This is a genomic window from Pseudomonas sp. NBRC 111139, assembly GCF_001753955.1.
In the GTDB taxonomy this organism is placed as follows: domain Bacteria; phylum Pseudomonadota; class Gammaproteobacteria; order Pseudomonadales; family Pseudomonadaceae; genus Aquipseudomonas; species Aquipseudomonas alloputida.
In genome coordinates this window covers 85,730-110,119 of the sequence record NZ_BCBP01000021.1, presented here as the reverse complement: position 1 = coordinate 110,119, position 24,390 = coordinate 85,730, and the positions used below count along the sequence as shown (strand labels likewise).

At 62.8% G+C, this 24,390-nt stretch carries 20 protein-coding genes; 6 read left to right on the top strand and 14 right to left on the bottom strand.

Annotated features, from left to right (window positions below; genetic code table 11):
• Positions 1-118: 118 nt before the first annotated feature.
• Positions 119-1,447 (bottom strand): CDP-diacylglycerol--serine O-phosphatidyltransferase, encoded by a 1,329-nt coding sequence (gene pssA / locus BJQ17_RS06510; protein WP_004577497.1) that lies wholly within the window; start codon positions 1,445-1,447, stop codon positions 119-121.
• A 181-nt stretch (positions 1,448-1,628) separates the two neighbouring features.
• On the opposite strand from pssA, the gene BJQ17_RS06505 reads away from it, so the two are divergent.
• Positions 1,629-2,636 (top strand): GlxA family transcriptional regulator, encoded by a 1,008-nt coding sequence (locus tag BJQ17_RS06505; RefSeq protein WP_019751089.1) that lies wholly within the window; start codon positions 1,629-1,631, stop codon positions 2,634-2,636.
• A gap of 48 nt (positions 2,637-2,684) precedes the next feature.
• Here the strand turns inward: BJQ17_RS06505 and BJQ17_RS06500 are convergent, their stop codons facing one another.
• The 3 genes from BJQ17_RS06500 to katG all read right to left on the bottom strand — a co-directional run bounded on the left by BJQ17_RS06500 (position 2,685) and on the right by katG (position 7,808).
• The gene (locus tag BJQ17_RS06500) at positions 2,685-4,019 is read right to left on the bottom strand and encodes an MFS transporter (protein ID WP_003256101.1); all 1,335 of its coding nucleotides are present in this window, start codon (positions 4,017-4,019) and stop codon (positions 2,685-2,687) included.
• Positions 4,020-4,181: 162 nt separating this feature from the next.
• Positions 4,182-5,393 carry a M24 family metallopeptidase gene (locus tag BJQ17_RS06495; RefSeq protein WP_003256102.1) on the bottom strand — a complete coding sequence of 404 codons (1,212 nt, stop codon included), beginning with the start codon at positions 5,391-5,393 and terminating at the stop codon, positions 4,182-4,184.
• A gap of 159 nt (positions 5,394-5,552) precedes the next feature.
• Positions 5,553-7,808, bottom strand: a complete 2,256-nt coding sequence (gene katG, locus BJQ17_RS06490; RefSeq protein ID WP_070095789.1) for a catalase/peroxidase HPI — start codon at positions 7,806-7,808, stop codon at positions 5,553-5,555.
• A 386-nt stretch (positions 7,809-8,194) separates the two neighbouring features.
• Between katG and BJQ17_RS06485 the strand changes: the two genes are divergently transcribed.
• Positions 8,195-9,100 (top strand): LysR family transcriptional regulator, encoded by a 906-nt coding sequence (locus BJQ17_RS06485; RefSeq protein WP_070095788.1) that lies wholly within the window; start codon positions 8,195-8,197, stop codon positions 9,098-9,100.
• A gap of 59 nt (positions 9,101-9,159) precedes the next feature.
• On the opposite strand, the gene BJQ17_RS06480 is transcribed toward BJQ17_RS06485, so the two are convergent.
• Positions 9,160-10,038 carry a DMT family transporter gene (locus tag BJQ17_RS06480; protein WP_003256106.1) on the bottom strand — a complete coding sequence of 293 codons (879 nt, stop codon included), beginning with the start codon at positions 10,036-10,038 and terminating at the stop codon, positions 9,160-9,162.
• 244 nt (positions 10,039-10,282) lie between these two features.
• On the opposite strand from BJQ17_RS06480, the gene BJQ17_RS06475 reads away from it, so the two are divergent.
• A complete protein-coding gene (locus tag BJQ17_RS06475; protein WP_003256107.1) occupies positions 10,283-11,107 on the top strand; it encodes an aldo/keto reductase in 825 nt (274 codons plus the stop codon).
• A gap of 14 nt (positions 11,108-11,121) precedes the next feature.
• Here the strand turns inward: BJQ17_RS06475 and BJQ17_RS06470 are convergent, their stop codons facing one another.
• The 5 genes from BJQ17_RS06470 to BJQ17_RS06450 all read right to left on the bottom strand — a co-directional run bounded on the left by BJQ17_RS06470 (position 11,122) and on the right by BJQ17_RS06450 (position 16,402).
• A complete protein-coding gene (locus tag BJQ17_RS06470) occupies positions 11,122-13,221 on the bottom strand; it encodes a bifunctional diguanylate cyclase/phosphodiesterase (RefSeq protein ID WP_004577501.1) in 2,100 nt (699 codons plus the stop codon).
• A 160-nt stretch (positions 13,222-13,381) separates the two neighbouring features.
• Entirely contained in the window at positions 13,382-13,876 is a 495-nt protein-coding gene (locus BJQ17_RS06465) for a GNAT family N-acetyltransferase (protein WP_060546040.1), read from the bottom strand.
• Positions 13,877-13,993: 117 nt separating this feature from the next.
• Positions 13,994-14,929: a catechol 1,2-dioxygenase gene (catA, locus tag BJQ17_RS06460; RefSeq protein WP_070095787.1), complete on the bottom strand. Its 936-nt coding sequence runs from the start codon at positions 14,927-14,929 to the stop codon at positions 13,994-13,996.
• A gap of 43 nt (positions 14,930-14,972) precedes the next feature.
• Positions 14,973-15,263, bottom strand: a complete 291-nt coding sequence (gene catC, locus BJQ17_RS06455) for a muconolactone Delta-isomerase (RefSeq protein ID WP_003256111.1) — start codon at positions 15,261-15,263, stop codon at positions 14,973-14,975.
• A gap of 17 nt (positions 15,264-15,280) precedes the next feature.
• Entirely contained in the window at positions 15,281-16,402 is a 1,122-nt protein-coding gene (locus BJQ17_RS06450) for a muconate cycloisomerase family protein (RefSeq protein WP_070095786.1), read from the bottom strand.
• Positions 16,403-16,537: 135 nt separating this feature from the next.
• On the opposite strand from BJQ17_RS06450, the gene catR reads away from it, so the two are divergent.
• From catR to BJQ17_RS06435, 3 genes are all read left to right on the top strand, one after another.
• Complete coding sequence (gene catR, locus BJQ17_RS06445) at positions 16,538-17,410, top strand: HTH-type transcriptional regulator CatR (protein WP_004577504.1); 873 nt, start codon at positions 16,538-16,540, stop codon at positions 17,408-17,410.
• Between the two features lie 245 nt (positions 17,411-17,655).
• Complete coding sequence (locus tag BJQ17_RS06440) at positions 17,656-18,423, top strand: SDR family NAD(P)-dependent oxidoreductase (protein ID WP_004577505.1); 768 nt, start codon at positions 17,656-17,658, stop codon at positions 18,421-18,423.
• A 28-nt stretch (positions 18,424-18,451) separates the two neighbouring features.
• Entirely contained in the window at positions 18,452-19,723 is a 1,272-nt protein-coding gene (locus tag BJQ17_RS06435) for a D-arabinono-1,4-lactone oxidase (RefSeq protein ID WP_017148266.1), read from the top strand.
• A 46-nt stretch (positions 19,724-19,769) separates the two neighbouring features.
• Here BJQ17_RS06435 and BJQ17_RS06430 read toward each other — a convergent pair whose 3' ends face one another.
• The 4 genes from BJQ17_RS06430 to BJQ17_RS06415 all read right to left on the bottom strand — a co-directional run bounded on the left by BJQ17_RS06430 (position 19,770) and on the right by BJQ17_RS06415 (position 24,383).
• Entirely contained in the window at positions 19,770-20,567 is a 798-nt protein-coding gene (locus BJQ17_RS06430; RefSeq protein ID WP_004577507.1) for a helix-turn-helix transcriptional regulator, read from the bottom strand.
• A 115-nt stretch (positions 20,568-20,682) separates the two neighbouring features.
• Positions 20,683-21,915, bottom strand: a complete 1,233-nt coding sequence (gene eutH, locus BJQ17_RS06425) for an ethanolamine utilization protein EutH (RefSeq protein WP_014860018.1) — start codon at positions 21,913-21,915, stop codon at positions 20,683-20,685.
• A 153-nt stretch (positions 21,916-22,068) separates the two neighbouring features.
• A complete protein-coding gene (locus BJQ17_RS06420; RefSeq protein ID WP_080580376.1) occupies positions 22,069-22,917 on the bottom strand; it encodes a helix-turn-helix transcriptional regulator in 849 nt (282 codons plus the stop codon).
• A 53-nt stretch (positions 22,918-22,970) separates the two neighbouring features.
• A complete protein-coding gene (locus BJQ17_RS06415) occupies positions 22,971-24,383 on the bottom strand; it encodes an aminotransferase (RefSeq protein ID WP_019751082.1) in 1,413 nt (470 codons plus the stop codon).
• Between the last annotated feature and the right edge of the window lie 7 nt (positions 24,384-24,390).

The window sequence follows — 24,390 nt, the reverse complement described above, 5'->3', positions numbered from 1 at the left end:
GTAATCCAGCCCCTGACAAAGGGCCGTGGGCAGCAATATCATAATGACATCAATGCGCGGTGCGCACCACTCTGGCCCTGTCGCTGGCTTGCCGGCGACAGGGCCAGTACAGGCGATGTCAGAGCACCCGCTTGATCAACGGTTCCAACCGGCTATAGCGCAACCGACGCAGAAACTTGCGCACTTGCTTGGGATGTTCGGCCTTCTCCCCCAGCGCCTCTGCCGAACCGATTCTCGGCGCAAAGCGCCGCAGTTCGCTCAACTCCGCTTCCCGTGGCGCCAGCCATTGCCCCTGCGGGTCGTCGATCAGCAGGCCGTTCTCAAGGTCCAGGTTGAACCCGCGCGGGTTCAGGTTGTTGCCGGTCAGCAGCGAATAACGCTGGTCGATCCACACGCCCTTGGCATGGAAGGTATGCCCCGGATCGTTCCAGATGCGTATTTGCAGCTGGCCGCTGGCAATCGCGGCGTGGCGGCGGCGGGCGAAGGTGCGCAGGTTGTCCTCATACAGATAGGGCAATGCACCACTGGCACTGAACGGTTCGCCAGGGGCGATGTAGAAGTCGTTGGCGGTGCGGTCACCGACAATCAGTTCCACCCCAACCCCCCGTGCCAGGGCATGGTCAAGTTCGCGCATCACGACCTGTGGCGGGTTGAAATACGGCGTACTGATGATGATCTGCGTGCGCGCCACTGCCAGCAAGGCGCACAGCGCCCGATTCAGTGGATTGCCACGGCCCACACCCAGCAGCGGGATCACCTGCAAGCCCTGCCCCGTCATGCTGGCAGGTACCTCGTAGGCCATGCGTCGCAGCCGTGCGCGCAAACGCCGAATGTCGCCGCGCAGGCTGCGGGTGGAAGGTGGCGCCGGCAGGTCGAGGCGCGGTGTGGCGGTGTGGTGCAGCAAACGCTGCACCAGGCCGACCATGGCATCAGCCAGTGCCGGTGACTGGAACACGTGGTAGCGATCCAGGCGATAGCGGTCGAAACGATGCAGGTAGACGTTGTTCAGACTGGCGCCGGTGTAGATCACGCAATCGTCGATGATGCTGCCTTTAAGGTGCAACACCCCGAACAGTTCGCGGGTCTGCACTGGCACGCCATGGATCGCGATGTCCAGCCCGCGCAACTGGCGCTGGGCCTGATACCAGGCGGCATTGCCCGGCTGACGCCCGGCCCCCAGCAGCCCGCGCCTGGCGCGGAACCAGTCGACCACGATGGTGATCTCCAGGCCTGGCCGCTCGGCCTTGGCCTGGTACAAGGCATCCAGGACTTCCTGGCCAGCCTCATCCTCCTGCAGGTACAACGCGACAATAACGATGCGCCGAGTCGCCGTACGGATGCGCTCGAACAGGCAGGCGCGGTAAGCCCTGGCATCGGGCAGCACCTGGATCGCTTCGGGGGCCATGGCATAGCCTGGCAAGCCCGCCAGCATGGTTTCGGGGTTCACTGACGCTCACCTTCTCTGTGCAATCACTGTCGGCCCTGCCAGCCGGCGGGGCCATTCCTGGCCGCTGCATCCGGGGTGTATGATCGACCCGGCAACGACCCATAACAACAAGAACCACGCGAGGCTCTGCTTTCTCACTGCCCCTGACCAACCAGGCCTCAGCTTGCACAGGAACAGCGCAATGGTCCACCCCGCTTCTGCAAACCTATCGCCGTCTAGTGTAAAGAATTGTTCGGCAAAGACCTTTGGCTTCCTGATTTTGCCCAATTTCACCACCATCGGCCTTGCGTCGGCGGTAGAGACCCTGCGCATGGCCAACCTGGCCGCGCGCAAGCCACTGTATCGCAGTGTGCTGATCGCCGCAGACGACGCGCCGGTGGTGGCCAGCAACGGCATGCGCGTACTGCCCGACTACAACATCACCAACGCCCCCGCGCTGGATGCTTTGCTGGTGGTTGGCGCCAACCCGATCGACCGAAGCCGTAGCAACCGCCCATTGATCGACTGGTTGCGCCAACTGGCCCGCCAGCGCTTGCCGCTAGGCGGTATCTGCACCGGTAGCTACCTGCTGGCCAAGGCCGAATTGCTCAAGGGTTACCGCTGCACCATCCACTGGGAAGACCTGCCGACGTTGCAGGCACACTTCCCCGGTATCGTGATCTCCAGCCAGCTGTTCGAACTGGACCGCGACCGTTACACCTGCTCAGGCGGCGTGGCAGCCATGGACATGATGTTGCAACTGGTGGCCCGCGACACGGGCGGCCAGGACATCGCGGCCAAGGCCGCCGAGCTGTTGCTGTGCGACCGCGTACGCGGTGAGCGTGAGCGGCAGCGTGTGCCGCTGCGTACCCTGCTCGGCAGCGCCCAGCCCAAACTGAGCCAGGTGGTGGCGATCATGGAGGCCAATCTGGAGGAGCCGCTGGGGCTGGAGGAACTGGCCAGCCTCAACGACGTGACCGTGCGCCAATTGGAGCGGCTGTTCCACAAGTACCTGCAGCGCACGCCCAGCCAGTATTACCTGGAGCTGCGGCTGTCGCGGGCGCGGGAGTTACTGCTGCGCAGCGACGTGCAAGTGCGTGAGGTAGCGCTGGCCTGCGGCTTCAGTTCGCCTGCGCATTTTTCCAAGAGTTATAGCCGATTCTTCGGGCTGTCGCCTTTAGGGGAACGGCGGCAGGCCTCTCTCCACTGACGGGGGTCAGGTATTGGCATTGCCCGCGAAGAGGCCAGTGCAGGTCAACTAATCTTCAAGGGCCCCGTGCGCCGTCTCCCGACACATCAGCATGGCCACCAGCGCCACCAGTGCTGCCGCCAGCAGGTATCCTGCCGGGGCCAGCTTGCTGCCCGTCACCTGAATCAGCCAGGTGGCAATGAACGGCGCAGTCCCGCCAAACAGCGAATTGGCCACATTGAAGCTCAGGGCAAACCCGCTGAAGCGCACCCGGGTCGGAAAGATTTCGGCCAGCAGGCACGGCAAGGTCCCATCGTTCATCGCCAGCATCGCACCGAAAAGGATCTGGATGGCCAGAATCACCAGCAGCGGCTGGCCATCCAGCAGGCGAAACAACGGCACGGTCAACCCCAGGAACAACAGCGAGGCCACCACCAGCATGGTCTTGCGACCAAACTGGTCGGACAGCCGCCCCATCAGGAAGATCAAGCCGATATAGGTGGCCAGCGACACCGTCGAGGCGATGAACGAATCCCGCTCGCTCATGCCCATTTCACTGGACAGGTAGGTCGGCATGTAACTGAGCAACAGGTAGAACGCAACCGCATTCAGGCAGGTGACACCTATGCCGATCGCCAGACTGCGCCGGTGCTGGCCCAGCAGTTCGCGCAGCGGCGTCGTGGCCATGCCGGCCTTGGTTTCCAGGCGCTGCTCCATCTCCAGGAACTTGGGCGTGTCCTGCAAGCTCATGCGGATATAGCGCCCTACCAGGCCGAACGGCGCCGCCAGCAGGAACGGCAGGCGCCAGCCCCATTCATGCAGGGCTTCACTGCTGAGCAGCTCATGCAGCACCGCGACGAACGCCGCACCGAACAACAACCCCGCCGCCGTGCTGGCCGGCACGATGCTGGTGTACAAGCCACGCCGCCCAGGCGGCGCGTACTCGGCCAGGAACGCAGCGGCCCCGGCGTACTCACCCGAGGCGGAAAACCCCTGTACCAGGCGGATCAGCAACAGCAAGGCCGGCGCCCACAGCCCGATCTGCGCATAGCCCGGCAACAAGCCGATGCAGAAGGTGGATACCGACATGATCAGGATCGACCAGGACAACGCGTTGCGCCGACCGTGTCGGTCGCCGAAATGGCCCCAGACAATGCCGCCCAGCGGGCGTACCAGGAAAGACAACGCGAATACCGCGAAGGTAGCCAGCAGGCCGGTGGTCTTGTCAGTTTGCGGGAAGAAGGTGGCGGCGATGATGGTGGCCAGATAGCCGTAGGCGGCGTAGTCGAACCACTCGACGAAGTTGCCCATGAAGCTGGCCCGGGCGGCCTTGCGCAGCGCCTGGCGTTCGGCGTTGTGCGCGGGGCCGGCGATGGCGGATGGGTCTAGGGTGGTGCTGGACATGACGGGTACCCTCTGGTTCTTTTAATTGGAGGCAGGGTCTGGTGGTCATACGGGGATCTTGTTGTTGTCTGGGCCAGCCTTTTCGCGGGAAAACCCGCGCCTACGACAACGGTGAAATCCCCGTAGGAGCGGGCTTGCCCGCGAAGCAGCCGACGCCGATGCTTATTTGCGAATGATGTTGTGCTCCGGCCCATACGGGAACCTGGTGATGTTCTCGGCGCCGCTGTCGTTGACGATCAGGATGTCATGCTCGCGATAACCGCCCGCCCCCGGCCGCCCTTCAGGCAGCATGATCATCGGCTCGATCGACACCACCATGCCCGGTTCCAGCACGGTATCGATGTCCTCGCGCAGCTCCAGCCCCGCCTCGCGGCCGTAGTAATGGCTGAGCGTGCCGAACGAATGGCCATACCCGAAGGTGCGGTACTGCAGCAGGTCGTGGCGCAGGAAGATCTCGTTCAGTTCGCGGGCGATATCGCTGCAGCGCATGCCCGGGCGCACCAGTTTCAGCCCGGCTTCGTGCACTTCGACGTTGGCCTGCCACAGGCGCAGGTACTCGTCCGGGCAGTGGTCAAGGAACAGGGTGCGCTCCAGCGCGGTGTAGTAGCCGGCGATCATGGGGAAACAGTTGAGGCTGAGGATCTCGCCCTTGCCCACACGGCGGCTGGTGACCGGATTGTGTGCGCCATCGGTGTTGAGCCCGGACTGGAACCAGGTCCAGGTGTCCATCAGCTCGGCGTCGGGGAAGCGTTTGGCAATTTCGCGCACCATCGCCTGGGTGGCATGCAGTGCCACCTCGTACTCGGGCACCTGCTCACGCAGGGCCTCGACCACTGCCGCCCCGCCGATGTCGGCCACCTGTGCACCGTGACGGATAAGTGCCTGCTCCTCGGCCGACTTGATCATGCGCATACGCATGCACGGCGCAGCGATGTCCACCAGCTCGGCCTTGGGGTAGCAGGCGGCGAGTTTGCCGTGGTTCTGCAGGTTCAGGTGGTCGTACTCCACGCCGATGCGCGAGGCCAGCGGCAACGCCTGCTGGATGGCGACGAAATAGTTGTCGCGCTGCCAGTCGGTGTAGACGATGTTGTCAGTACCGACCGTGCGCCGCCAAGGTTGCCCGCCATCGATGTTGGCACTGATCGAGACCACCTTGTCCTGGGTGATCACCAGCGCATAGGGGCGGCCGAACGAGCAGTAGAGGAAATCGCTGTAGTAGTTGACGTTATGGTACGAGGTGAAGATTGCCGCCTCGATGTCCTGCTCGGCCATATAGGCCCGCAGCCGGGCGTGGCGAGCAGCGTATTCCTGAGCGGAGAAGGTTGGCTGCACCTTGTCGCCATTGCGGATTTTCAGGGTCTTGGGCATTTGCATGGTCGGGGTTCCTTGTCGTTGTGAGCACGCTGTTCAGGCCGGCCGCCTGAGAAGCATTGCAACAGAACCGACGAGGACACTTTTGTATCTATCCGACCTGGAATTGGCGGGATAACCACTGGCCAAGGGGGCGCTGAGCGCGCCCCCCGCCAGGCAACGCTATTTCAAATCAAAGCGGTCAAGCTCCATGACCTTCTGCCAGGCGGCCACAAAGTCGCGGACAAACTTGTCACCCCCATCACTGCTGCCATACACCTCGCTCAACGCCCGCAACTGGGCATGCGAACCGAACACCAGATCGACCCGGCTACCGCTCCACTTCACCTGCCCGGTCTTGCGGTCGCGGCCTTCGAAGGTTTCGTTGTCCGCCGAGGTCGGTTTCCACTCCACGCTCATATCCAGCAAGTTGCGGAAGAAGTCGTTGCTCAGCGTCCCCGGCTTGTCGGTGAACACGCCGAGGTTGCTGCCACCCTGGTTGGCACCGAGCACCCGCAGGCCACCGATCAGCACGGTCAGTTCCGGCGCGGTCAGGGTCAGCAACTGCGCCTTGTCCAGCAACAGTTTCTCGGCCTTGACGCTGTAGCGTGCCTTGGTGAAGTTGCGGAAGCCATCGGCCAGCGGTTCCAGCACGGCGAACGACTCGACGTCGGTCTGCTCCTGGGACGCATCGACTCGGCCCGGGCGGAACCCTACGCTGCCGCTGTAACCCGCATCCTTGGCAGCTTTTTCGACTGCCGCGGTACCGGCCAGCACGATCAGGTCGGCCAGGGAAACCTTTTTGCCGCCGTTGTTGAACTCGCCCCGGATCTTCTCCAATGCCGCCAACACCTTGTCCACGCCCTGGTTTGCAGCCCAGTCCTTCTGTGGCGCCAAGCGCAAACGTGCGCCGTTGGCACCACCGCGCTTGTCGGAGCCGCGGAAGGTCGACGCGGATGCCCAGGCGGTGGAGACCAGTTCGCCCACGCTCAAACCCAAGGCCAGGATCCTGGCCTTGAGGGCCGCGATGTCTTGCTCGCTGATCGTGGATGGGTCAGCTTTGGGCAACGGGTCTTGCCACAGCAACTCTTCATTGGGCATTTCCGGGCCCAGGTAGCGCGCCAGCGGGCCCATGTCGCGGTGGATCAGCTTGTACCATGCACGGGCAAAAGCATCCGCCAGTTGCTCAGGGTTGTCTTTGAAGCGGCGAGCGATTGGCTCGTAAATGGGGTCGAAACGCAATGCCAGGTCGGAGGTCAACATAGACGGTGCGTGCTTTTTACCGGGATCGTGTGCATCGGGCACCGTGCCTGCGCCTTTGCCGTCTTTCGGCCGCCACTGGTGCGCGCCGGCCGGGCTTTTGGTCAGCTCCCACTCAAAGTCGAACAGGTTATTCAGGTACTCGTTTCCCCACCGGGTCGGGGTGGAGGTCCAGGTCACTTCCAGGCCGCTGGTGATGGTATCCCCGCCTTTGCCGGAGCCAAACGTGTTGTGCCAGCCCAGGCCCTGCATCTCCAGGCCTGCCGCTTCCGGCTCGGGGCCGACGTTGTCGGCGGGGCCGGCACCATGGGTCTTGCCGAACGCGTGGCCACCGGCGATCAAGGCCACGGTTTCTTCATCGTTCATGGCCATGCGGCCAAAGGTTTCACGGATGTCCTTGCCCGAGGCCACGGGGTCGGGGTTACCTTCCGGGCCTTCCGGGTTCACGTAGATCAGGCCCATCTGCACGGCGGCCAGCGGGTTTTCCAGGTTACGTTCGGCCGACAGGTCGCGATTCTGCTCTTCACCATGCTTGGCCGGCTCGGCCACCAGGTCACCCTGCCCCGGCGGCTGCGCCTTGACCTGATCCTTGCCGTAACGGGTATCGCCGCCCAACCAGACCTTTTCCGACCCCCAGTACACGTCTTCGTCCGGCTCCCACACATCGGCACGCCCGCCGGAGAAGCCGAAGGTCTTGAAGCCCATGGATTCGAGGGCAACATTACCGGTGAGTACGATCAGGTCGGCCCAGGAAATCTTGTTGCCGTACTTCTGCTTGATCGGCCACAGCAGGCGCCGGGCCTTGTCCAGGCTGACGTTGTCCGGCCAGCTGTTGAGCGGGGCGAAGCGTTGCTGGCCAGAGCCCGCACCACCGCGGCCATCACCAATGCGGTAGGTGCCCGCGCTGTGCCAGGCCATGCGGATGAACAGCGGGCCGTAGTGGCCAAAGTCGGCCGGCCACCAATCCTGCGAGTCGGTCATCAGGGCAGTCAGGTCTTTCTTCAGGGCCTGGAAGTCGAGGCTCTTGAACGCCTTGGCATAGTCGAAGTCCGGGTCGGGGCTGGACTTGGAGGAATGCTGGTGAAGAATTCTCAGGTTGAGCTGGTCAGGCCACCAGTCACGGTTGGTGGTGCCGCCACCTGCGGTTTGATGGAACGGGCATTTCGATTCGTTCGACATCTGCGGGTACCTTTGGGTCGGTTATCCAGATTTCCGGTCTATGCCAGTGTTCTTTCAGCCGAGCGGGTGGGCTCGTACTACCCCTCATCAGGTGTACACGGGGCTTGCGAAGCTGTCACGGCGGGGGGGCACGGTCTTGCACGCAGGTGCTGACGCGCTGCCCTGTCGCGGAATTCGCGGGGCCACGAGAAAGACTAGCCGAGCTTGGGCAGAGTTCTAATAGAGTGGCTGTTGGAGCCTGATAGGCTGGCTCTGTCAGGCGCAGGCCTGTATCGGCCTCATCGCGGTCAAGCCCGCGATGAGGCCGGCACATCCATACAAGGCACAGGGCCCTGCACCATGCTTCAATACACAGCCATACCCTTTGCCCAGGACGCCGAGCCCTCATGAACCGCAACGACCTGCGCCACGTCGACATGAACCTGCTGGTGCTGTTCGAAGCCCTGATGATCGAACGCAACCTGACCCGCGTGGGTGAAAAGCTGTTTATCACCCAATCCACCGTCAGCGCCGCCCTCGCCCGCCTGCGCGAGCTGTTCGACGACCCGCTGCTGATCCGCAGCGGCCGGGCCATGGAACCCACCCCACGGGCCATGCAGATCTTTGCCGAACTGGGCCCGGCCATGGACGTGATTTCCGCCGCCATCAGCCGCGCCCGCGAGTTTGACCCGGCCAACAGCTGCAACGTGTTCCGCCTGGGCCTTTCTGACGATGCCGAGTTCGGCCTGTTTCCGGCCCTGCTGCAGGCCCTGCGTGAAGAAGCCCCCGCCATTAGCGTGGTAGTGCGGCGAGCCAATTTCCTGCTGATGCCGGGCCTTCTTGCCAGCGGCGAGATCTCGGTAGGTGTGAGCTATACCACCGACCTGCCGGCCACCGCCAAACGCCGCAAGCTGCGCGACATCGGTGTACGGGTGCTGCGCGCCGACGACCGCCCGGGGCCGCTGACCCTCGACGAATACTGCGCCCGCCCGCATGTGATGGTGTCGTTTTCCGGTGACATGAGCGGCAACATCGACCTCGACCTGGCACGCATCGGCCGTTGCCGCAAGGTGGTGCTGGCGGTGCCGCAGTTCGGTAGCCTGCGCGCCCTGCTGCGCAACACCGAGCTGATCGCCACGGTGCCGGACTATGCCGCTTGTGCCCTCGCCGACGACGGCAGCCTGCGCGCCGACCCAGCACCGTTCGACATCACCGAGGCCGAGCTGTCGATGGTCTGGAGCGGCGCCCAGGACAACGACCCCGCCGAGCGCTGGCTGCGCGACCGCATCCTGCAGTTCATGGCCACGCCGTGATGCCCTCTTCGCAGCACAACGCTGTTGCTACCGGCCGTAAAGCCTGAAGTACGCAGCTGCTATTTGCTGCGCTGCATCCACGCTGCGCCAAGCCCACTGAGGCAGATCACCAAAATCCCCACCAGGCTCAGGGTATCCGGCACCTGGCTGTACACCACGAAGCCAAGCAACCCGGCAAACACGATCTGGCAATAGCTGAACGGCGCCAGCAACGCCGGCGCCGCATGGCGGAAGGCCTGGGTCAGCAGCAGGTGCGCAGTCATGCCAAAGCCGCCCAGTGCCAGCATCAACAGGGCATGGTCCCAGCGCGGCACTTCCCAGAAGAACGGCACCAGCGCACTCATTGCCAAGGTGTTGCACAGCCCCGCGTAGAAGTTGCTGGTGGTCGGGCTGTCATGCGCCGCCAGAATCCGCGTCAGCAACTGATAGAAGCAGAAGCCCAACGCCGAACCGAACGGATACAGAATGGCCGGGGTAAACATCGCCCCACCCGGGTGCACCACCACCAGCACGCCGATAAAGCCCATGACCACCGCCACCCACTGCCCCACTGTCACTCGCTCTTTGAGCAGCGGCGCCGACAGCGCGGTGACCAGCACCGGGGCAAGGAAGTTGACAGCCGTGGCCTCGGCCAGTGGCAGGTATTGCAAACCGGTCGTGAACAGCAGGCTGGTGCTCAGCAGGCTCAGGGCCCGCAAGGTCTGCAGTACCGGCCGGCGTGTGCGCAATACATTGAGCCCAGACTTGGGCAGGAAGATACCGGCCATCAGCAACGTGTGCACCACATAACGCGCCCACACCACCATGACTATCGGGTACAGGCCACCCAGGAATTTGGACAAGGCATCGTGGCTGGCAAACAGGAACGTCGCCACCACCACCAAAGCGATGCCGCGCAGGGGTTGGTTGACGCCGGACAGCGGTGTGCTGGAACTCATGGCTCTCTCGATGACGGCGCGGCAACATGCCCCGCCCAAGGAAGGCCGCGCAGGCATTGCCTGGCGGATGTGACAGCTGGGATTCTAGAAGAGATGCCGCAGCATAAGGAAGTTCATTTGCCGCTTGACCCGGTCAAGTGCAATTTGTGTTCGCTGATCGACCACTTTCCACCTTGTCTGCATGGCCCGTGCACGGTTGATCGCCGACCATCGACCGACCCTGCACACCCTACAAGGAATTTACATGCAAAGGCTCAGCACCCGCACCGGCCTGGACCTGCCCGCCATCGGCCTGGGCACCTGGCCAATGACCGGCAGTGAATGCACCCAGGCCGTGCGCCAGGCACTGGACGTGGGTTACCGGCACATCGACACTGCCACCGCCTACGAAAACGAAGCAGCCGTTGGCCAGGCGCTGCGCGACAGCGACGTGCCACGCGAGCAGATCCACCTGACCACCAAGGTCTGGTGGGACCGCCTGGAGCCCAACGCCATGCGTCAGTCGCTGGAAGACAGCCTGCGCGCGCTGGGTACCGAACAGGTCGACCTGTTCCACATCCACTGGCCAGGCAAAGACTGGGACCTGGCCCGCAGCATCGACACCCTGGTAGCCCTGCGTGACGAAGGCAAGGCGCGCCATATTGGGGTGGCCAACTTCCCGTTGGGGTTACTGCGCCAGGTGGTGGAAACCCTGGGCGCGCCGTTGTCGGCGATCCAGGTGGAATACCATGTTCTGCTCAGCCAGCAACCGCTACTCGACTTCGCTCGCAGCCATGACCTGTTGCTCACCGCCTACACCCCGCTGGCACGCGGCCAGGCAGCGGCGCAGCCAGTGATCCAGGCGATTGCCCGCAAGCATGGCGTACTGCCCAGCCAGGTCGCGCTGAAATGGCTGCTGGACCAGGACGGCGTGGCGGCGATCCCCAAAGCCAGCAGCCGCGAAAACCAGCTGGCCAACCTGGCCGCGTTGACCGTGCAGCTGGATGACGAAGACCGCGCAGCCATTGCCGGGCTGCCGAAAGACCAGCGCGTGGTTAGCCCGCCGTTTGCGCCGGACTGGAACAGCTGAGGCCGCCGCGCAAGTCATTGTTCTTGCGTGATGACCTGCTTCAACCGCTCGCTCGCCGGTGCCGGCCGCCCATAAAAGTAGCCCTGGAAGTGCGAACAGCCTTCCGCCGCGAGCCGGCGCATCTGCTCCTCCGACTCCACGCCTTCGGCCGTGGTCTTGATCATCAGGCTGTTGGACAGCTCGGTAATGGCGCGAATGATCGACATGGCCTCGCGGCTGTCGCACATGTCATGCACGAACGACTTGTCGATCTTGATCCGGTCGAACGGGAACGAACGCAGGTAGCCCAACGATGAGTAGCCGGTACCAAAGTCATCCAGTGAAATGGACACGCCCAGGTCTTTCAGCGCGCGCAAGGTGCGCACGTTTTCCTCGCTGTTGCCCAGCAGTACCGACTCGGTAATTTCCAGCTCCAGCCGCTGCGGCGGCAGGCCCGAGTCGGCCAGCGCGAGGGCGACGGTATGCACCAGATCGCCGTTCTTGAACTGCACCGCCGACAGGTTGACCGACACCGTCTGCTCACTCTCCCAACTGGCCGCCTCCTGGCAGGCCAGATTCAGCGCACGGTTGCCCAATTCGTGGATCAACCCGGTTTCTTCGGCAATGGGGATGAAGTCCATCGGCATGACCATGCCACGGGTCGGGTGTTCCCAGCGCAGCAGCGCCTCATAACCGGTAACGCTGCTGGTCTGATGATCGACTACCGGCTGGTAGTGCAACTGCAACTGCCCCAGGTGCAGCGCTGTGCGCAGGTCGGTTTCCACCAGGCGGCGCTGACGGGCGGCAACGTCCAGTTCGACATCAAAGCATTCATAACGATTACGGCCGTTACGCTTGGCTTGGTACAGGGCCATGTCGGCGTAACCCAACAGTTGCTCTGCCTGGTCATTGTCATCAGGCGCGATGGCGATGCCGATGCTCACCCCCACCACGAACTGATGCCCTTCGATCTGGAATGGCGGGCTGATGGCCTTGATCAGGCGCTGCGCGGTATTACACGCGGCATCCCGCCCCTCCAGGCCCGTCAGCACCACGGCAAACTCGTCGCCACCCAGGCGGGCCAAGGTGTCGTGCTCACGCAGTTCGCGGCGCAGACGCTTGCCCAACTCGCGTAGCAACTTGTCACCAAACGCATGGCCAAGGGAGTCGTTGATGTTCTTGAAGTTGTCCAGGTCCAGGCACAGGGCAGCCGTCAGCTTGGCGTTTTCGCTGCCGCGCAACAGGGCCTGGCGTAGCCGTTCGTGGAACAGCGTACGGTTGGGCAGCCCGGTGAGCGCGTCATGGTGCGCCATGTGATGGATCTGCGCATGGGCGGCCAGCTCTTCGGTGGCGTCTTCAGCCACGAACAACACGTAATCGGCCTGCCCCTCGCGGCTCTGGCTGAGCAGGGTACGGCTGCGCAGGGTGCGAGGGCCACGGGCGGTCTCGACGCGCGTTTCGGCGGCGTGTCCCTTGGTGCTGCGGGCACCCCGCACGAATTGCTGCTCCAGGTAGTCACCGGCAGCCGGCGCCAGGCATTCCTTGGGCAACTGGCCGATCATGCTGCGCTGCGGCCCGCCGAACAGGCGTTCGGCCTGCTGGTTGGCCAACAGGATGCGCTGGCTTTCCAGGTCCTGGACGATGACGCTCGCGGGAATGTTGGCAATCACCGAATCGAGAAACTGCGAAAGCTTGGCCATTTCCTGGCTGTACTGCTCGGCCAGCTCTTTGGCCTGCAGCAGTTCGAGCTCCTGGCGGTGGCGTTCGGAAATGTCGCGGGTGACCTTGGCGTAACCCACCAGTTGCCCGGCATCGTCGTACACCGCTTCGATGACCACATGGGCGTGGAAGACCGTCCCGTCCTTGCGCAGGCGTGCGCCCGTTTCTTCAAAGCGTCCGGTGCTGCGCGCCTGCTCCAGGTTTAACGCCGGCAACCCGGCTACGCGCTCGGCATCGGTGTAGAACAACGAGTAATGCTGGCCGACGATTTCCTCGGCACGGTACCCCTTGGCACGCTGGGCGCCGGGGTTCCAGTTGGCGACGATACCTTCAGGGGTGAGCAGGTAGATGGCATAATCCACCACGCTCTGGATCAACAGCCGGTACATGATGTCGGGGTTTGCTGCGAGCGACATGAACTTTACCTGAACCTTCGAAGCGCATGAAAAGGGACCCCGGCAAGCGGCGGCCGGGTCTTGGAAAGCGATGGTGGCATTATGCCGCTCGTGAGCATTTTGTGAAGCACATCACAAAAATGGCACTATCCCTTATCCGCACCAACGAAAAGGCGCCCCCTCAATGGCGGGTGCCGGTCACCAGGAAATTGAGCAAGTCCGGCTCATCCCCCAAGGCGATAGCCTGCACCGGCCGCGGCAGGCTCGCCAGCACGGCATTGCAGAAAGCCACGGCGGGCAGATCCTGCGCGTAGCAACGCAGCAGCCAGTCTCCCTCGCCACTCAGCAACTGCAACGCCACCGCTTGGCCGATGCCCTGGCGACGGTACTTCTTTAAAATAAACAGGTCGGCAAGTTCCTGCGCATCGATGCCAGGCAGTTCGCTGCGCTCGACCAGGACGAAGCCGGCGATGAATCCGTCCACCAGCACCAGATACGCGCCCCAGCCGTCGTCCTGCCAGTAGCGTTGCAGGTGCTCCTCGTGGATGTAGAAACGGCCATCCGCCTCGACGTCTTCCTGCTCCCAGTCGGAGGACTCGTAGCAATAGAACTGGTAGAGATTGCGGATCAGCGAAGCCTGGTCGAGGGTGGTTGGCAGCAGCGCGATGGGGAGCATGGTGTGGGAGGCCTGAACAAAAAGACGATTCTAGATCACCCGCCCCTGGCGACAAAAAGCCCGGGACCTCCCCGCACGGAAAGCCCCAGGCAAAATCACAGTGACACAACCTTGAACTCAGCCCTCCTGCAACGCCCGCGGCCGATGGCTTCGCGCCTCGGCGTCAGGCGACTTGGCACCCTGTAAGCGGAAGTCGAATGACAACTCGGCAAAGCGCTCTGCTTGCACGCCGCGGTCGCGCGCCGCCGCCGCATCCTCGACAAAACGCAGTTCGCCGATCAGCCCGTCACGGGTGGCATAGGCAAAGTCGTCCCACAGGTACTTGTCGCCCGCAAAGTTGATCTGCGTGGTCAGGTGGCGGTGCCCCGGTGCCGAGATGAAGAAGTGCACGTGCGCCGGGCGCTGGCCATGGCGGCCGAGCAGGTCCAGACATTCCTGGGTTGGCCCCTGCGGGTCGCAGCCATACCCCGACGGTACGATCGAGCGCGCGCGATAACGGCCCTCGGCATCGGTAATGATACGCCGACGCAGGTTGAACTCGGACTGTGTCGAATCGAAGTACGAATAGGTGCCCTGGGTGTTGGCATGCCACAGGTCGACGGTGGCACCGGCCAACGGTTTGCCGTCGGCATCGAACACCTGGCCCTGAAGGAACATCACCACGCCTGGGTCAGTGCCGTCGTCCATGCGCACTTCGCCCTCTGCCAGTGGCGCCCCGGCAACGTACAACGGGCCTTCGATGGTGCGCGGGGTGCCGCCGCCAAGGCCAGCTTCGGCATCCTTGGCGTCCTGCAGCAGGTCGAGGAAGTGCTCGATGCCCAGGCCAGCAGCCAGCAGGCCTGCCTCGTTACGGCCGCCCAGGCGGTTGAGGTAGTCCACGGCGTGCCAGAACTCGTCCTCGGTGATGTCCAGGTCTTCGACCAGGCGAGCGGTGTCTTGCAGCACACGCAGAATGATCTGCTTGAAGCGCGGGTTTCCTTCGGCATGGTCCAGGCCAGCCACCCGGTTGAAGAAGGCTTGAATGTCGGCAGCGTGGGAAATTTTCACGGTCATCGTGCTTACCTCGTATTGTTCTTGTCAGGCATACAGGTGCGAATCAGCGATCGTCGCTGTGAATAGACGAGGGATGCCGACACAGGCCGTCGACCTCGATGTCCATGTACGGGAACAGCGGCAGCTGCATCAGCGTGTCATGCAACGCTTCGACGCTGGGCACATCGAACACGCTGTAGTTGGCGTAATGCCCGGCAATGCGCCACAGGTGGCGCCAGGTGCCTTCGCGCTGCAGGCGCTGGGCCAGTTCCTTTTCATCGGCCTTGAGCTGGGCGGCCTTGGCCGGGTCCATGTCGACCGGCAGCTTCACGGTCATCTTCACGTGGAACAACATGGTTATCTCCTTGCTTGTCAGCGACGAGCGAAGCGCGCCAGGCGCTGTTCGTCCAACGTCAGGCCCAGGCCTGGGGTATGGGGGATGTGCAGCTGGAAGTCGCGGTATTGCGGCGGCTCGTTGACGATCTCCTCGGTCAGCAGCAGCGGCCCGAACAGCTCTGCACCCCAGGTGAGCTGGCGCAGGGTGAGGAATGCGTGGGCCGAAGCCAGGGTGCCGATCGAACCTTCGAGCATGGTGCCGCCGTACAAGGCAATGCCAGCGGCCTCGGCGATCTGTGCAGTGCGCAGCACCGCGCGCGGGCCACCATTCTTGGCGATTTTCAGGGCGAAGATGCTGGCGGCGCCGTCGGCGGCCAGGCTGAAGGCGTCCTCGACGCTTTCGATCGACTCATCGGCCATGATCGGTGCCGGGCTGCGCTGGTTCAGGCGCACCTGGCCACCGCGGTTGATGCGCGAGATGGGCTGCTCGATCAGGTCGATGCCGTTGTCGCCCAATACCTGGCAGGCGCGGAGGGCCTGGGACTCGTCCCAGTACTGGTTGACGTCGACCCGCACGCTGGCGCTGTCACCCAGCTCGCGCTTGATCGCGACCACGTGCTTGAGGTCCTGCGCCACCGGGTTGGCGCCGATTTTCAGTTTGAACACCCGATGCCGGCGAATGTCCAGCATGTGCTGAGCTTCGGCGATGTCGCGGGCGGTGTCGCCGCTGGCCAGGGTCCAGGCCACCTCCAGGCTGTCACGCACGCGGCCCCCCAGCAGTTCGCTGACCGGCAGGCCCAGGCGTTTGCCCTGGGCGTCGAGCAAGGCGCTTTCGATGCCGGACTTGGCGAAGGTGTTGCCCTTGGCCAGCTTGTCCAGCTTGAGCATGGCGGCATTGATGTTATCTGCCGGCAGGCCGATCAGCGCCGGGGCGAGGTACGCGTCGATGTTGGCCTTGATGCCTTCGGGGCTTTCGTAGCCATACGCCAGGCCACCGATGGTGGTGGCTTCACCGATGCCTTCCACGCCATCACTGCAGCGCAGTCGCAATACCACCAGGGTCTGCTGCTGCATGGTGTGCATCGCCAGCTTGTGCGGGCGAATGGTCGGGAGATCGACGATAATTGCATCTATGTGTTCAATCAGCGCGCTTGTCATTGTTGCCAGGTCCCGTCAGGTCGGGCTTACAGTCGTGAGCCCGAGTGATGCGTTTACTTGATTGTTGAAGGATTGCGCGAGACCCTGACGACCGTCCAATATCAAATGAATCTCCCACCATACCCTGGAGGTCTGATGGAGCTGCGCCACCTGCGTTACTTCAAAGTCTTGGCCGAGACCCTGAACTTCACCCGCGCCGCCGAGCTGCTGCACATCGCCCAGCCACCCCTGAGCCGGCAGATCAGCCAGCTGGAGGACCAGCTCGGCACCCTGCTGGTGGTGCGCGAACGTCCGCTGCGGCTGACCGAGGCCGGCCGTTTCTTCTACGAACAGACCTGCACCGTGCTGCAGCAGTTGCAGAACATCAGCGACAACACCCGCCGCATCGGCCAGGGCCAGCGCCAGTGGCTGGGCATCGGTTTTGCGCCCTCTACCCTGTACACCGTGCTGCCGGAGCTGATCCGCGAACTTCGCCAGGACAGCGAGCTGGAACTGGGCCTGAACGAGATGACCACACTGCAACAGGTGGAGGCGCTGAAAAGCGGGCGTATCGACATTGGCTTCGGCCGCATTCGCATCGACGACCCGGTGATTCACCAGCAGGTGCTGTGCGAGGACCCACTGGTGGCCGTGCTGCCCAAGGGCCACCCCCTGGCGGGCAGCCCGCTCAGTCTGGCCCAGCTGGCTGGCGAAGCGTTCATCCTCTACCCGGCCAATCCCCGGCCCAGCTATGCCGACCACGTGCTGGCGCTGTTCGCCCACCACGGCATGAGCATTCGTGTCAGCCAGTGGGCCAACGAACTACAGACCGCCATCGGCCTGGTAGCGGTTGGCGTCGGTGTGACCCTGGTGCCAGCATCGGTACAGCAGCAGCACCGTCCCGATATCGAGTATGTCGGCCTGCTTGATAGCGGCGCCGTCAGCCCCATCATCCTCAGCCGGCGCAAGGGTGATGTAAGCCCGATCGTGCAGCGGTGCCTGACGTTGATCGAGCAACAGGCACTCTGAACACACCATGCACCTTGTGGGAGCGGACGCGCCGGCGAACACGGGCAAAGCCCGTGCTATGCACCGGTTCTCCTGCTTCGCGGGCAGGCCCCACAGGGACTCTATAGCCCTGCCCCATTGCCTATGCGTGCCCCGTATACCCATCGGTATATGGATGTTCCCGATGATCTGTTTCATGCTCCGGCACGCGAATCGCGAAACGCCCGGGCTCAAGACAGTCAATCAAAAATCATCGGGAGTCGAACATGGCTGGACGTCTTAACGGCAAGGTGGCGCTGATCACTGGCGGTGCGGGTGGCTGCGGGCTGGCCGCATCGGAGCTGTTCGCGGCAGAAGGGGCAATGGTAGGCATTGTCGACCTGCCCGGCAGCAAGGGCGCCGAAGTTGCAAGGCGATTGCGTGATGCAGGTTACCAGGCCATCTTCGCCGCCGCCGATGTCTCGGACGCACAACAAGTGAAGGCCGCGGTGGCGGCCGTAGAAGAGGCATTCGGCCACATCACCGTGCTGATGAACCACGCGGGCATCCTGTCGGCCATGCCCTTCCTGGAAACCAGTGAAGAAGAATGGGACCGGATCATGGCCGTGAACGTGAAGAGCATGTTCCTGGTCACCGGCGCGGTGTTGCCGGGCATGCTCGCGGCCGGCGGCGGCAGTATCGTCTGCACTTCATCCATCTCGGCAGTGGTGGGCACGCCGATGGAGGTGCTGTATTGCACCAGCAAGGGTGCCACCCATATGTTCGCCCGGGCTATCGCTGTGGAGTTTCGCGACCGAGGCATTCGCGCCAATGCCATCTGCCCGGGCTTCATCGCCACCGCCCACGGCCTGCGCGAGATCGATATGTTGCGCAAACATGGCGTGGACGTCAGCGAACAGGCCATCGCTGCCGCCCAGGGGCGCTTGTGCCAACCCTCGGAAGTCGCCAGCGCAGCCTTGTTCCTGGCCAGTGACGACGCCAGTTTCGTAAACGGTGCGCACCTGTTTGCCGACAATGGCTACACCGCCCTCTGATTACAAGAACAACCGGCAGGAGAACGATGTGAGCACCTCTTCCAACAACATGCATATCAACGAATTCGGCCTTGAACACGCGCACTGGCGCAACTGGGCCGGTAACCAGTCCTGCATCCGTACAGCACGCGGAGCACCGGCCAGCGAGGACGAACTGTGCTCAATGGTCAGCCAGGCCAGCAGCAATGGCATGAACGTGCGCGTGGCCGGCTCGGGGCATTCCTTCACCCCGGTGGCACTGACCAATGGCCTGCACCTGACCCTGGCCAACATGAGCGGCGTACGCCATATCGACCACGAGAGGAAGCGCGTCACCGCTGCCGCCGGCACCACCATCAATGCCTTGGGCAAGACATTGCGTGCCGCCGGGTTATCAATGGTCAACCAGGGCGACATCGACAGCCAGTCGATTGCAGGCGCATTGACTACCGGTACCCACGGCACCGGTCTGACCCTCGGCAACCTGGCCTCGTCGATTGTCGGCATGAAGCTGGTGCAACCCAATGGCGAAATACTCGTGGTCGACGAAAGCACCCCTGACCTGCTACAAGCGGGTCGGGTGTCGCTGGGCGTACTGGGCATTGTTTCCGAACTGACCTTGCAGGTGACCGACAGCTTCAACCTGCACGAGCGCATCTGGCGCGAAGACTTCGAAAGCGTGATGGAAAAGCACGACGAACTGGCACGCAAACACCGCCACTTCAGCTTCTTCTGGTGCCCCTACGAGCAAAGCCGGCATTGCTATTGCCTACCCGATACCGCCGCCACCTCTACAAGCGGGCGCACCACCGATGTCTGCGAAGTGAAGGTCATGGACATCACCGGCCACCCGATCTGGGAAAGCGAGTTCGAGAAAGTGGCCTACAGCTCGGATGTGTACCCGATCGAGTACCTGCCCAACTTTCACGAGCTGGAATACGCTGTGCCGTTGCGCCACAGCAAGGAAGCGTTGCGGGCCGTGCGCAAGCTGATGCTGGAGGACTTCCCCAAGGCCATCTACCCCATCGAGTACCGCTTTACTGCCGGTGACGGGGCGTGGATGAGCCCATTCTTCGAGCAGGACAGCGTGACCATTTCGGTGTCCGGCCAGCCGGGTACCGACTATTGGGACTATCTGCGGGCGGTGGATCAGATCCTGCGTTCCTATGGCGCCAGACCGCACTGGGGCAAGCTGCATTTCCTGACGGGTGAAGATGTGAGTGCAATATACCCGCGGGCCGAGGACTTCCGTAAGCTGCGCCGCCAGCTCGATCCGCAAGGGATCTACCTCAGCGAGCACCTGAGTCCGCTGTTCAGGTGACCTGTACCTGATACAGCAAGGGGCTGCTTTGCAGCCCCTTGCTGTATCAGCCCTTGGCCAGATAATCGATAAACAGGCGAAACAGTTCGGCGTTGGATGAAATTTCCAGGCGCTGATAGATGTTGTGCTTGTGCACCTTTACCGTCCCATCGGAAATATTCAGCTGCCGCGCAATCGACGCATTGCTGTGCCCCTGTAACAACAACTTGGCGATAAGGCGCTGGGTTTCAGTCAGTTGCCCTTGCAAGATCTCTACGAAGGCGTCCTCCAGCACCACCCCCTCTGGTGCTGCGCGCAGGATATCAGCGTAACGCAATCGACAGTGCTGACCAAAAACCGAAGCCAGCAGCGGCGACATTGCAGCCAACAGGTCCATTTCTCCTGCACCGAAATCCCCGCTGCCGTGGTTGCGCATCAGCGAATAGACGATCGCCAACCGGGGCCGAAGGGGAATGATGAAGCCCACCTCATCCACCGCCGTCCCATAGTCGGACGACACGCAGGGGTGGATGTCCTTGGAAATGGCAAACCCTGAAGAGAAGAAGCAGTCAGGTGCCAGTTCGCTCATGCGCCATAGCCCGGATGGGTGCTCGTTGACGCAAGCAACGTAGAACGGGTCAAGCAGGTAGCCGCCGCGCACGTAGGCGTTCAACGTACGCTCCGTGACCGTACGGTTGTACCCGTTATGCACCAGCAGTGCTGGTTGATTGAACTGGAACAGGTAGGCGCAACTCATGTCGAACGTCAGCTTGCTGCGCAGCCACGCATCCAGCGCCGGTCCCAGCTGTTCGCTGCCGATCGCCTCGATCACCGCTGCCAACTCGTTTGCCTCATCTTTTGTCATTGTTCACCACACGCTCATGCACCGAAGGCCTGCATGACCTTACCGCCTTGATCGGTTAAAAACACAAAATCCGGAGCGCCCAGGACGCTCCGGATCATGCGCATGACGCTTTTGCTCAGGACGGCTCGGCCACCCCCTTGCAGACACCTGCGGCAGCGTCCTGACGCCCCAACTCCTGCGCCTTGGGCACCGCCAGCCAACTGGCCAGCAGCATGGCGATCAGGCCGCCACTGAGTTTGCCTATCATCAACGGCAGTATCAGCGAGGGCTGGAAGTTGGCGGAGAAGGCCATGTGGTCGCCAAAGGTGAACGCGGCGCACACAGAGAAAGCGATCACCAATACCTTGTCCTTGGGCGGCATTTCGCTGACCAAGCGAAACATGGCCAGGATATTCGCCGAGGCCGCCAATACCCCGGCCGCACCGACACCAGACATGCCAAAGCGCGAGGCCACCCGTTCGATTGGCTGCGCCAGGAAGCGCTTGAGCAAGTGCACCATGGGGAACGCCCCGCACAGCATCAGGCCGATGTAGCCAGCAATTTCCAAGGCGCGAAACTGATCATCGGCATCGGCGATGATCGGCGCAAAACCCCAGCTGCCGAACAGGTGGCTGAACAGGCCGGTGAAGTACTGCACGATGGACGCTACCAGCACCAGAACCACGGCGATGTACATGAACTGGCCGAGCTTGAGGAACAGGTACACCATCAGTGTGGGGAAGTAGCGCAATGCTGCTGCCAAGGCAATGCAAAACAGGATCAACGGCATCAGGTTGCGCAGCAGCATTGCCCAGGTGAAGTGCAGTGCCTGGGTAGCGGCGCCAGTGGTAGCGATGTCCGGACGCACGCTCAGGCCAAGCGCCTGCATGGTCATGGCAATGATCATGATGCTCAGCGGAATGGTCAGCAGCCCGGCCATGATCCCCAGTGCCATGTACTTGTGGTCGGCCTTGCGCAGCATGGCCAACCCGACCGGAATGACGAAGATGATGGTGGCGCCGCACTGAAAGCCGGTGATCAGGCCGAGGATCCAGCCTTCCTGGCTTTGCGCCAGCGCTTTGGCTAACTGGTAGCCGCCCATGTCCGAGGCGATGAAGATGGGACCGGCGATGCCAGGGTCGGCCCCGATGGCCTGGAACAGTGGCGCGATCACATGACTGATACCAGCTGAAATGTACGGGATCGCCGCCATGATGCCGGCTACCGGGATAAAGATGGGGCCGATGCTGTGCAGGCCGGCGATGAACTCCTGGCCCAGTTCGCCTTCGGGGTTGTAGATGGATGCCACGGCACCCAGTACCGCGCACACCATGATGACGTAGATGACATAGGTGCCGATGCTTTCCATTTGCCGCCTCATTTTTAGAGTTTTGGGTTGGCAGGACTGAAATGTAACGGGGCATCGTTGTTGTTATGGCTTGAGCATGGCGCGCCCCGTCGAGGGTTAAGCTATGCGGCAAGGTGCAGGGCTGTCCATATACCGGGAGGTATAGAAAATTGATCACCGCGTTACGCTATGGATTTCCAGCTGATCACCGCGTAACCAGTCGATGAACCGTGCAAACAACTCCGATTGCGAGTTGATCCCGAGCTTCATGTACAGGTTCTTGCGGTGCATGCGCACTGTCTCCGGCGAGATACCCAGCTCCTGCGCAGTAGATTTCACCGAGTGCCCGCGCAAGATCATGTGGGCCACTTCGCGCTCGCGGTCGGTCAGCACCTGGCAGCCAAAGCTGTCGAACGCTGCCTGCAGGCTGCCGCGTTCGGTTGATGCAGCGCCCGGTTCCAGGTTGTGCCGGGCATAGCGCCCCAGCAGTTCGCGCACCATCGGCTCCAGCGCACGCAACAGGTCGACCTGCCCGGCATTCAGGCGCGTGCCGCTGCAGCCCTGGAACAGGCTCAGCGACAGCTTGCGGCCTGCGCTGAGGTCGACAATGTAGTAGCTGTCTTCACTGCAACCTGTACCCAGGTAATAAGCCTTGTAGTAGTCGCTGTCGAAGAAGTTGTCGGGGGCGATTTCCTGCAGGTGGTAGAAGCCTTCGGCCAGGCCGCTTTGCACGGCAAGGCAGAAAGGGTCCAGCAGGTAGCCGGCGCTGAAATAGCGCTCCAGCACGGCAGCCCGGTGCAGTTCAGGAATGCCTTGCTGGTACAGCAACTGCGGTGCCCGCCCCTGGCACTCGAGGCTGATCATCATCGACTCCACCTGCACCAACTGGCCGATGGCAGCGGCCACATACTCCAGCGCCTCGGGGGTTTCGCCATGGGCCAGGGCGCGCTGCAACGCCACGTGCCACTGCTGCAGCGCGCCCATTGTGAGGGTAAGCGGGGTATCGGGGGAGGCCTGGGTCATGCCCGGCAGTCTAGCCTGCCAGGCACGCCCGCGCACAGCCCTTTGCGCCAGGTTCATCGGCCTTGGTACAGGCCAAGCGCTGTGAGTTCACGCGCGGTTTCGAGGATGCACTGGCGCAGGGTCTCGACGATCTCGTCCACCTGCGCATGGGTGATGATCAACGGTGGCGACATCACGTTCAGGTGCATGATCGGGCGCACCAGCAACCCTTTTTCCTGCGCCTTGCTGTGGATGCGTTCGCCGATGTTCACCTCATCGGCGAACAGTGCCTTGCTGGCCTTGTTGGCGACGAACTCGACACAGGCCATCAGCTTCATGCAGCGCACATCCCCCACCAGCGGCAGATCGCGCAGGCTCTGCAAGCGTTGCTCAAGGTAACCCCCCACGTCGTTGACATGATCGAGCAGTTGCTCGCGCTCGATGATCTCGATGTTCTTCAGCGCCGCCGTGCAGCACACCGGGTGGCCGCTGTAGGTAAACCCGTGGGTAAAGCAACGACCCTTGCCTGGCTCGGCAATCACTTGCCAGATGCGCTCGGAAAAAATACACGCGCCCAGCGGCAGGTACGCCGAGGTCAGGCCTTTGGCGGTGGTGATGATGTCTGGGGTGACGCCAAACAGTTCCTCGCTGGCGAAGAAGGTGCCCAGGCGCCCGAACGAGGTCACCACTTCGTCGGCGACGAACAGGATGTCGTAGGTCTGGCACAGCTGCCACATGCGCTGGAAGTAGCCCTCGGGCGGAATGATCACCCCGCCCGAGCCCATGATCGGCTCGGCGAAGAACGCCGCCACGTTGTCGGCACCCAGCGACAGGATCTTATCCTCGAACTCGGCCACCAGGTAGTCGAGGAATTCGGCCTCGTCCATGTCGTGCGGGGCACGGTACGGGTTGGGGTTGGAGACGTGGTGGATCAGGTCGTGGTGATAGTCGAACTCCGGCACCCGGTCGGCGGCCTTGTTGCCGATCGACATGGTCAGGGTGGTGGAGCCGTGGTAGGCGTTGTAGCGGGCGATGATGTGCTTCTTGTGTGGCTTGCCGCGGCAGTTCTGGTAGTACTGGATCAGCCGGTAGGCGGTGTCGACAGCGGTCGAGCCGCCGGTGGTGAGGAACACATGGTTCAAGTCGCCCGGCGCCAGCTGCGCAAGCTTCTGGCTCAGTTCGATGGCCACATCGTTGGCCATGTCGGAGAACGGGTTGGAATACGCCAGCTGGCGCACCTGGTCTGCGATGGCCAGGGCCATTTCCTCGCGGCCCAGGCCGATGTTGGTGCACCACATGCCGCCGACGGCATCAAGGAAGCGGTTGCCGTGGGTGTCACGAATGTAGGCGCCCTCACCGGCGACGATGTTCAGCGCGCCTTGCTCGCGGTGCTCGTCGAACACATGGTAGCCGTGCATGTAGTGGGCCTTGTCGGCCTCCACCAGCGGGTCGTGGGCGATAGCGAATGCTTTGCTTGGGGTGGCCATGGGCAGC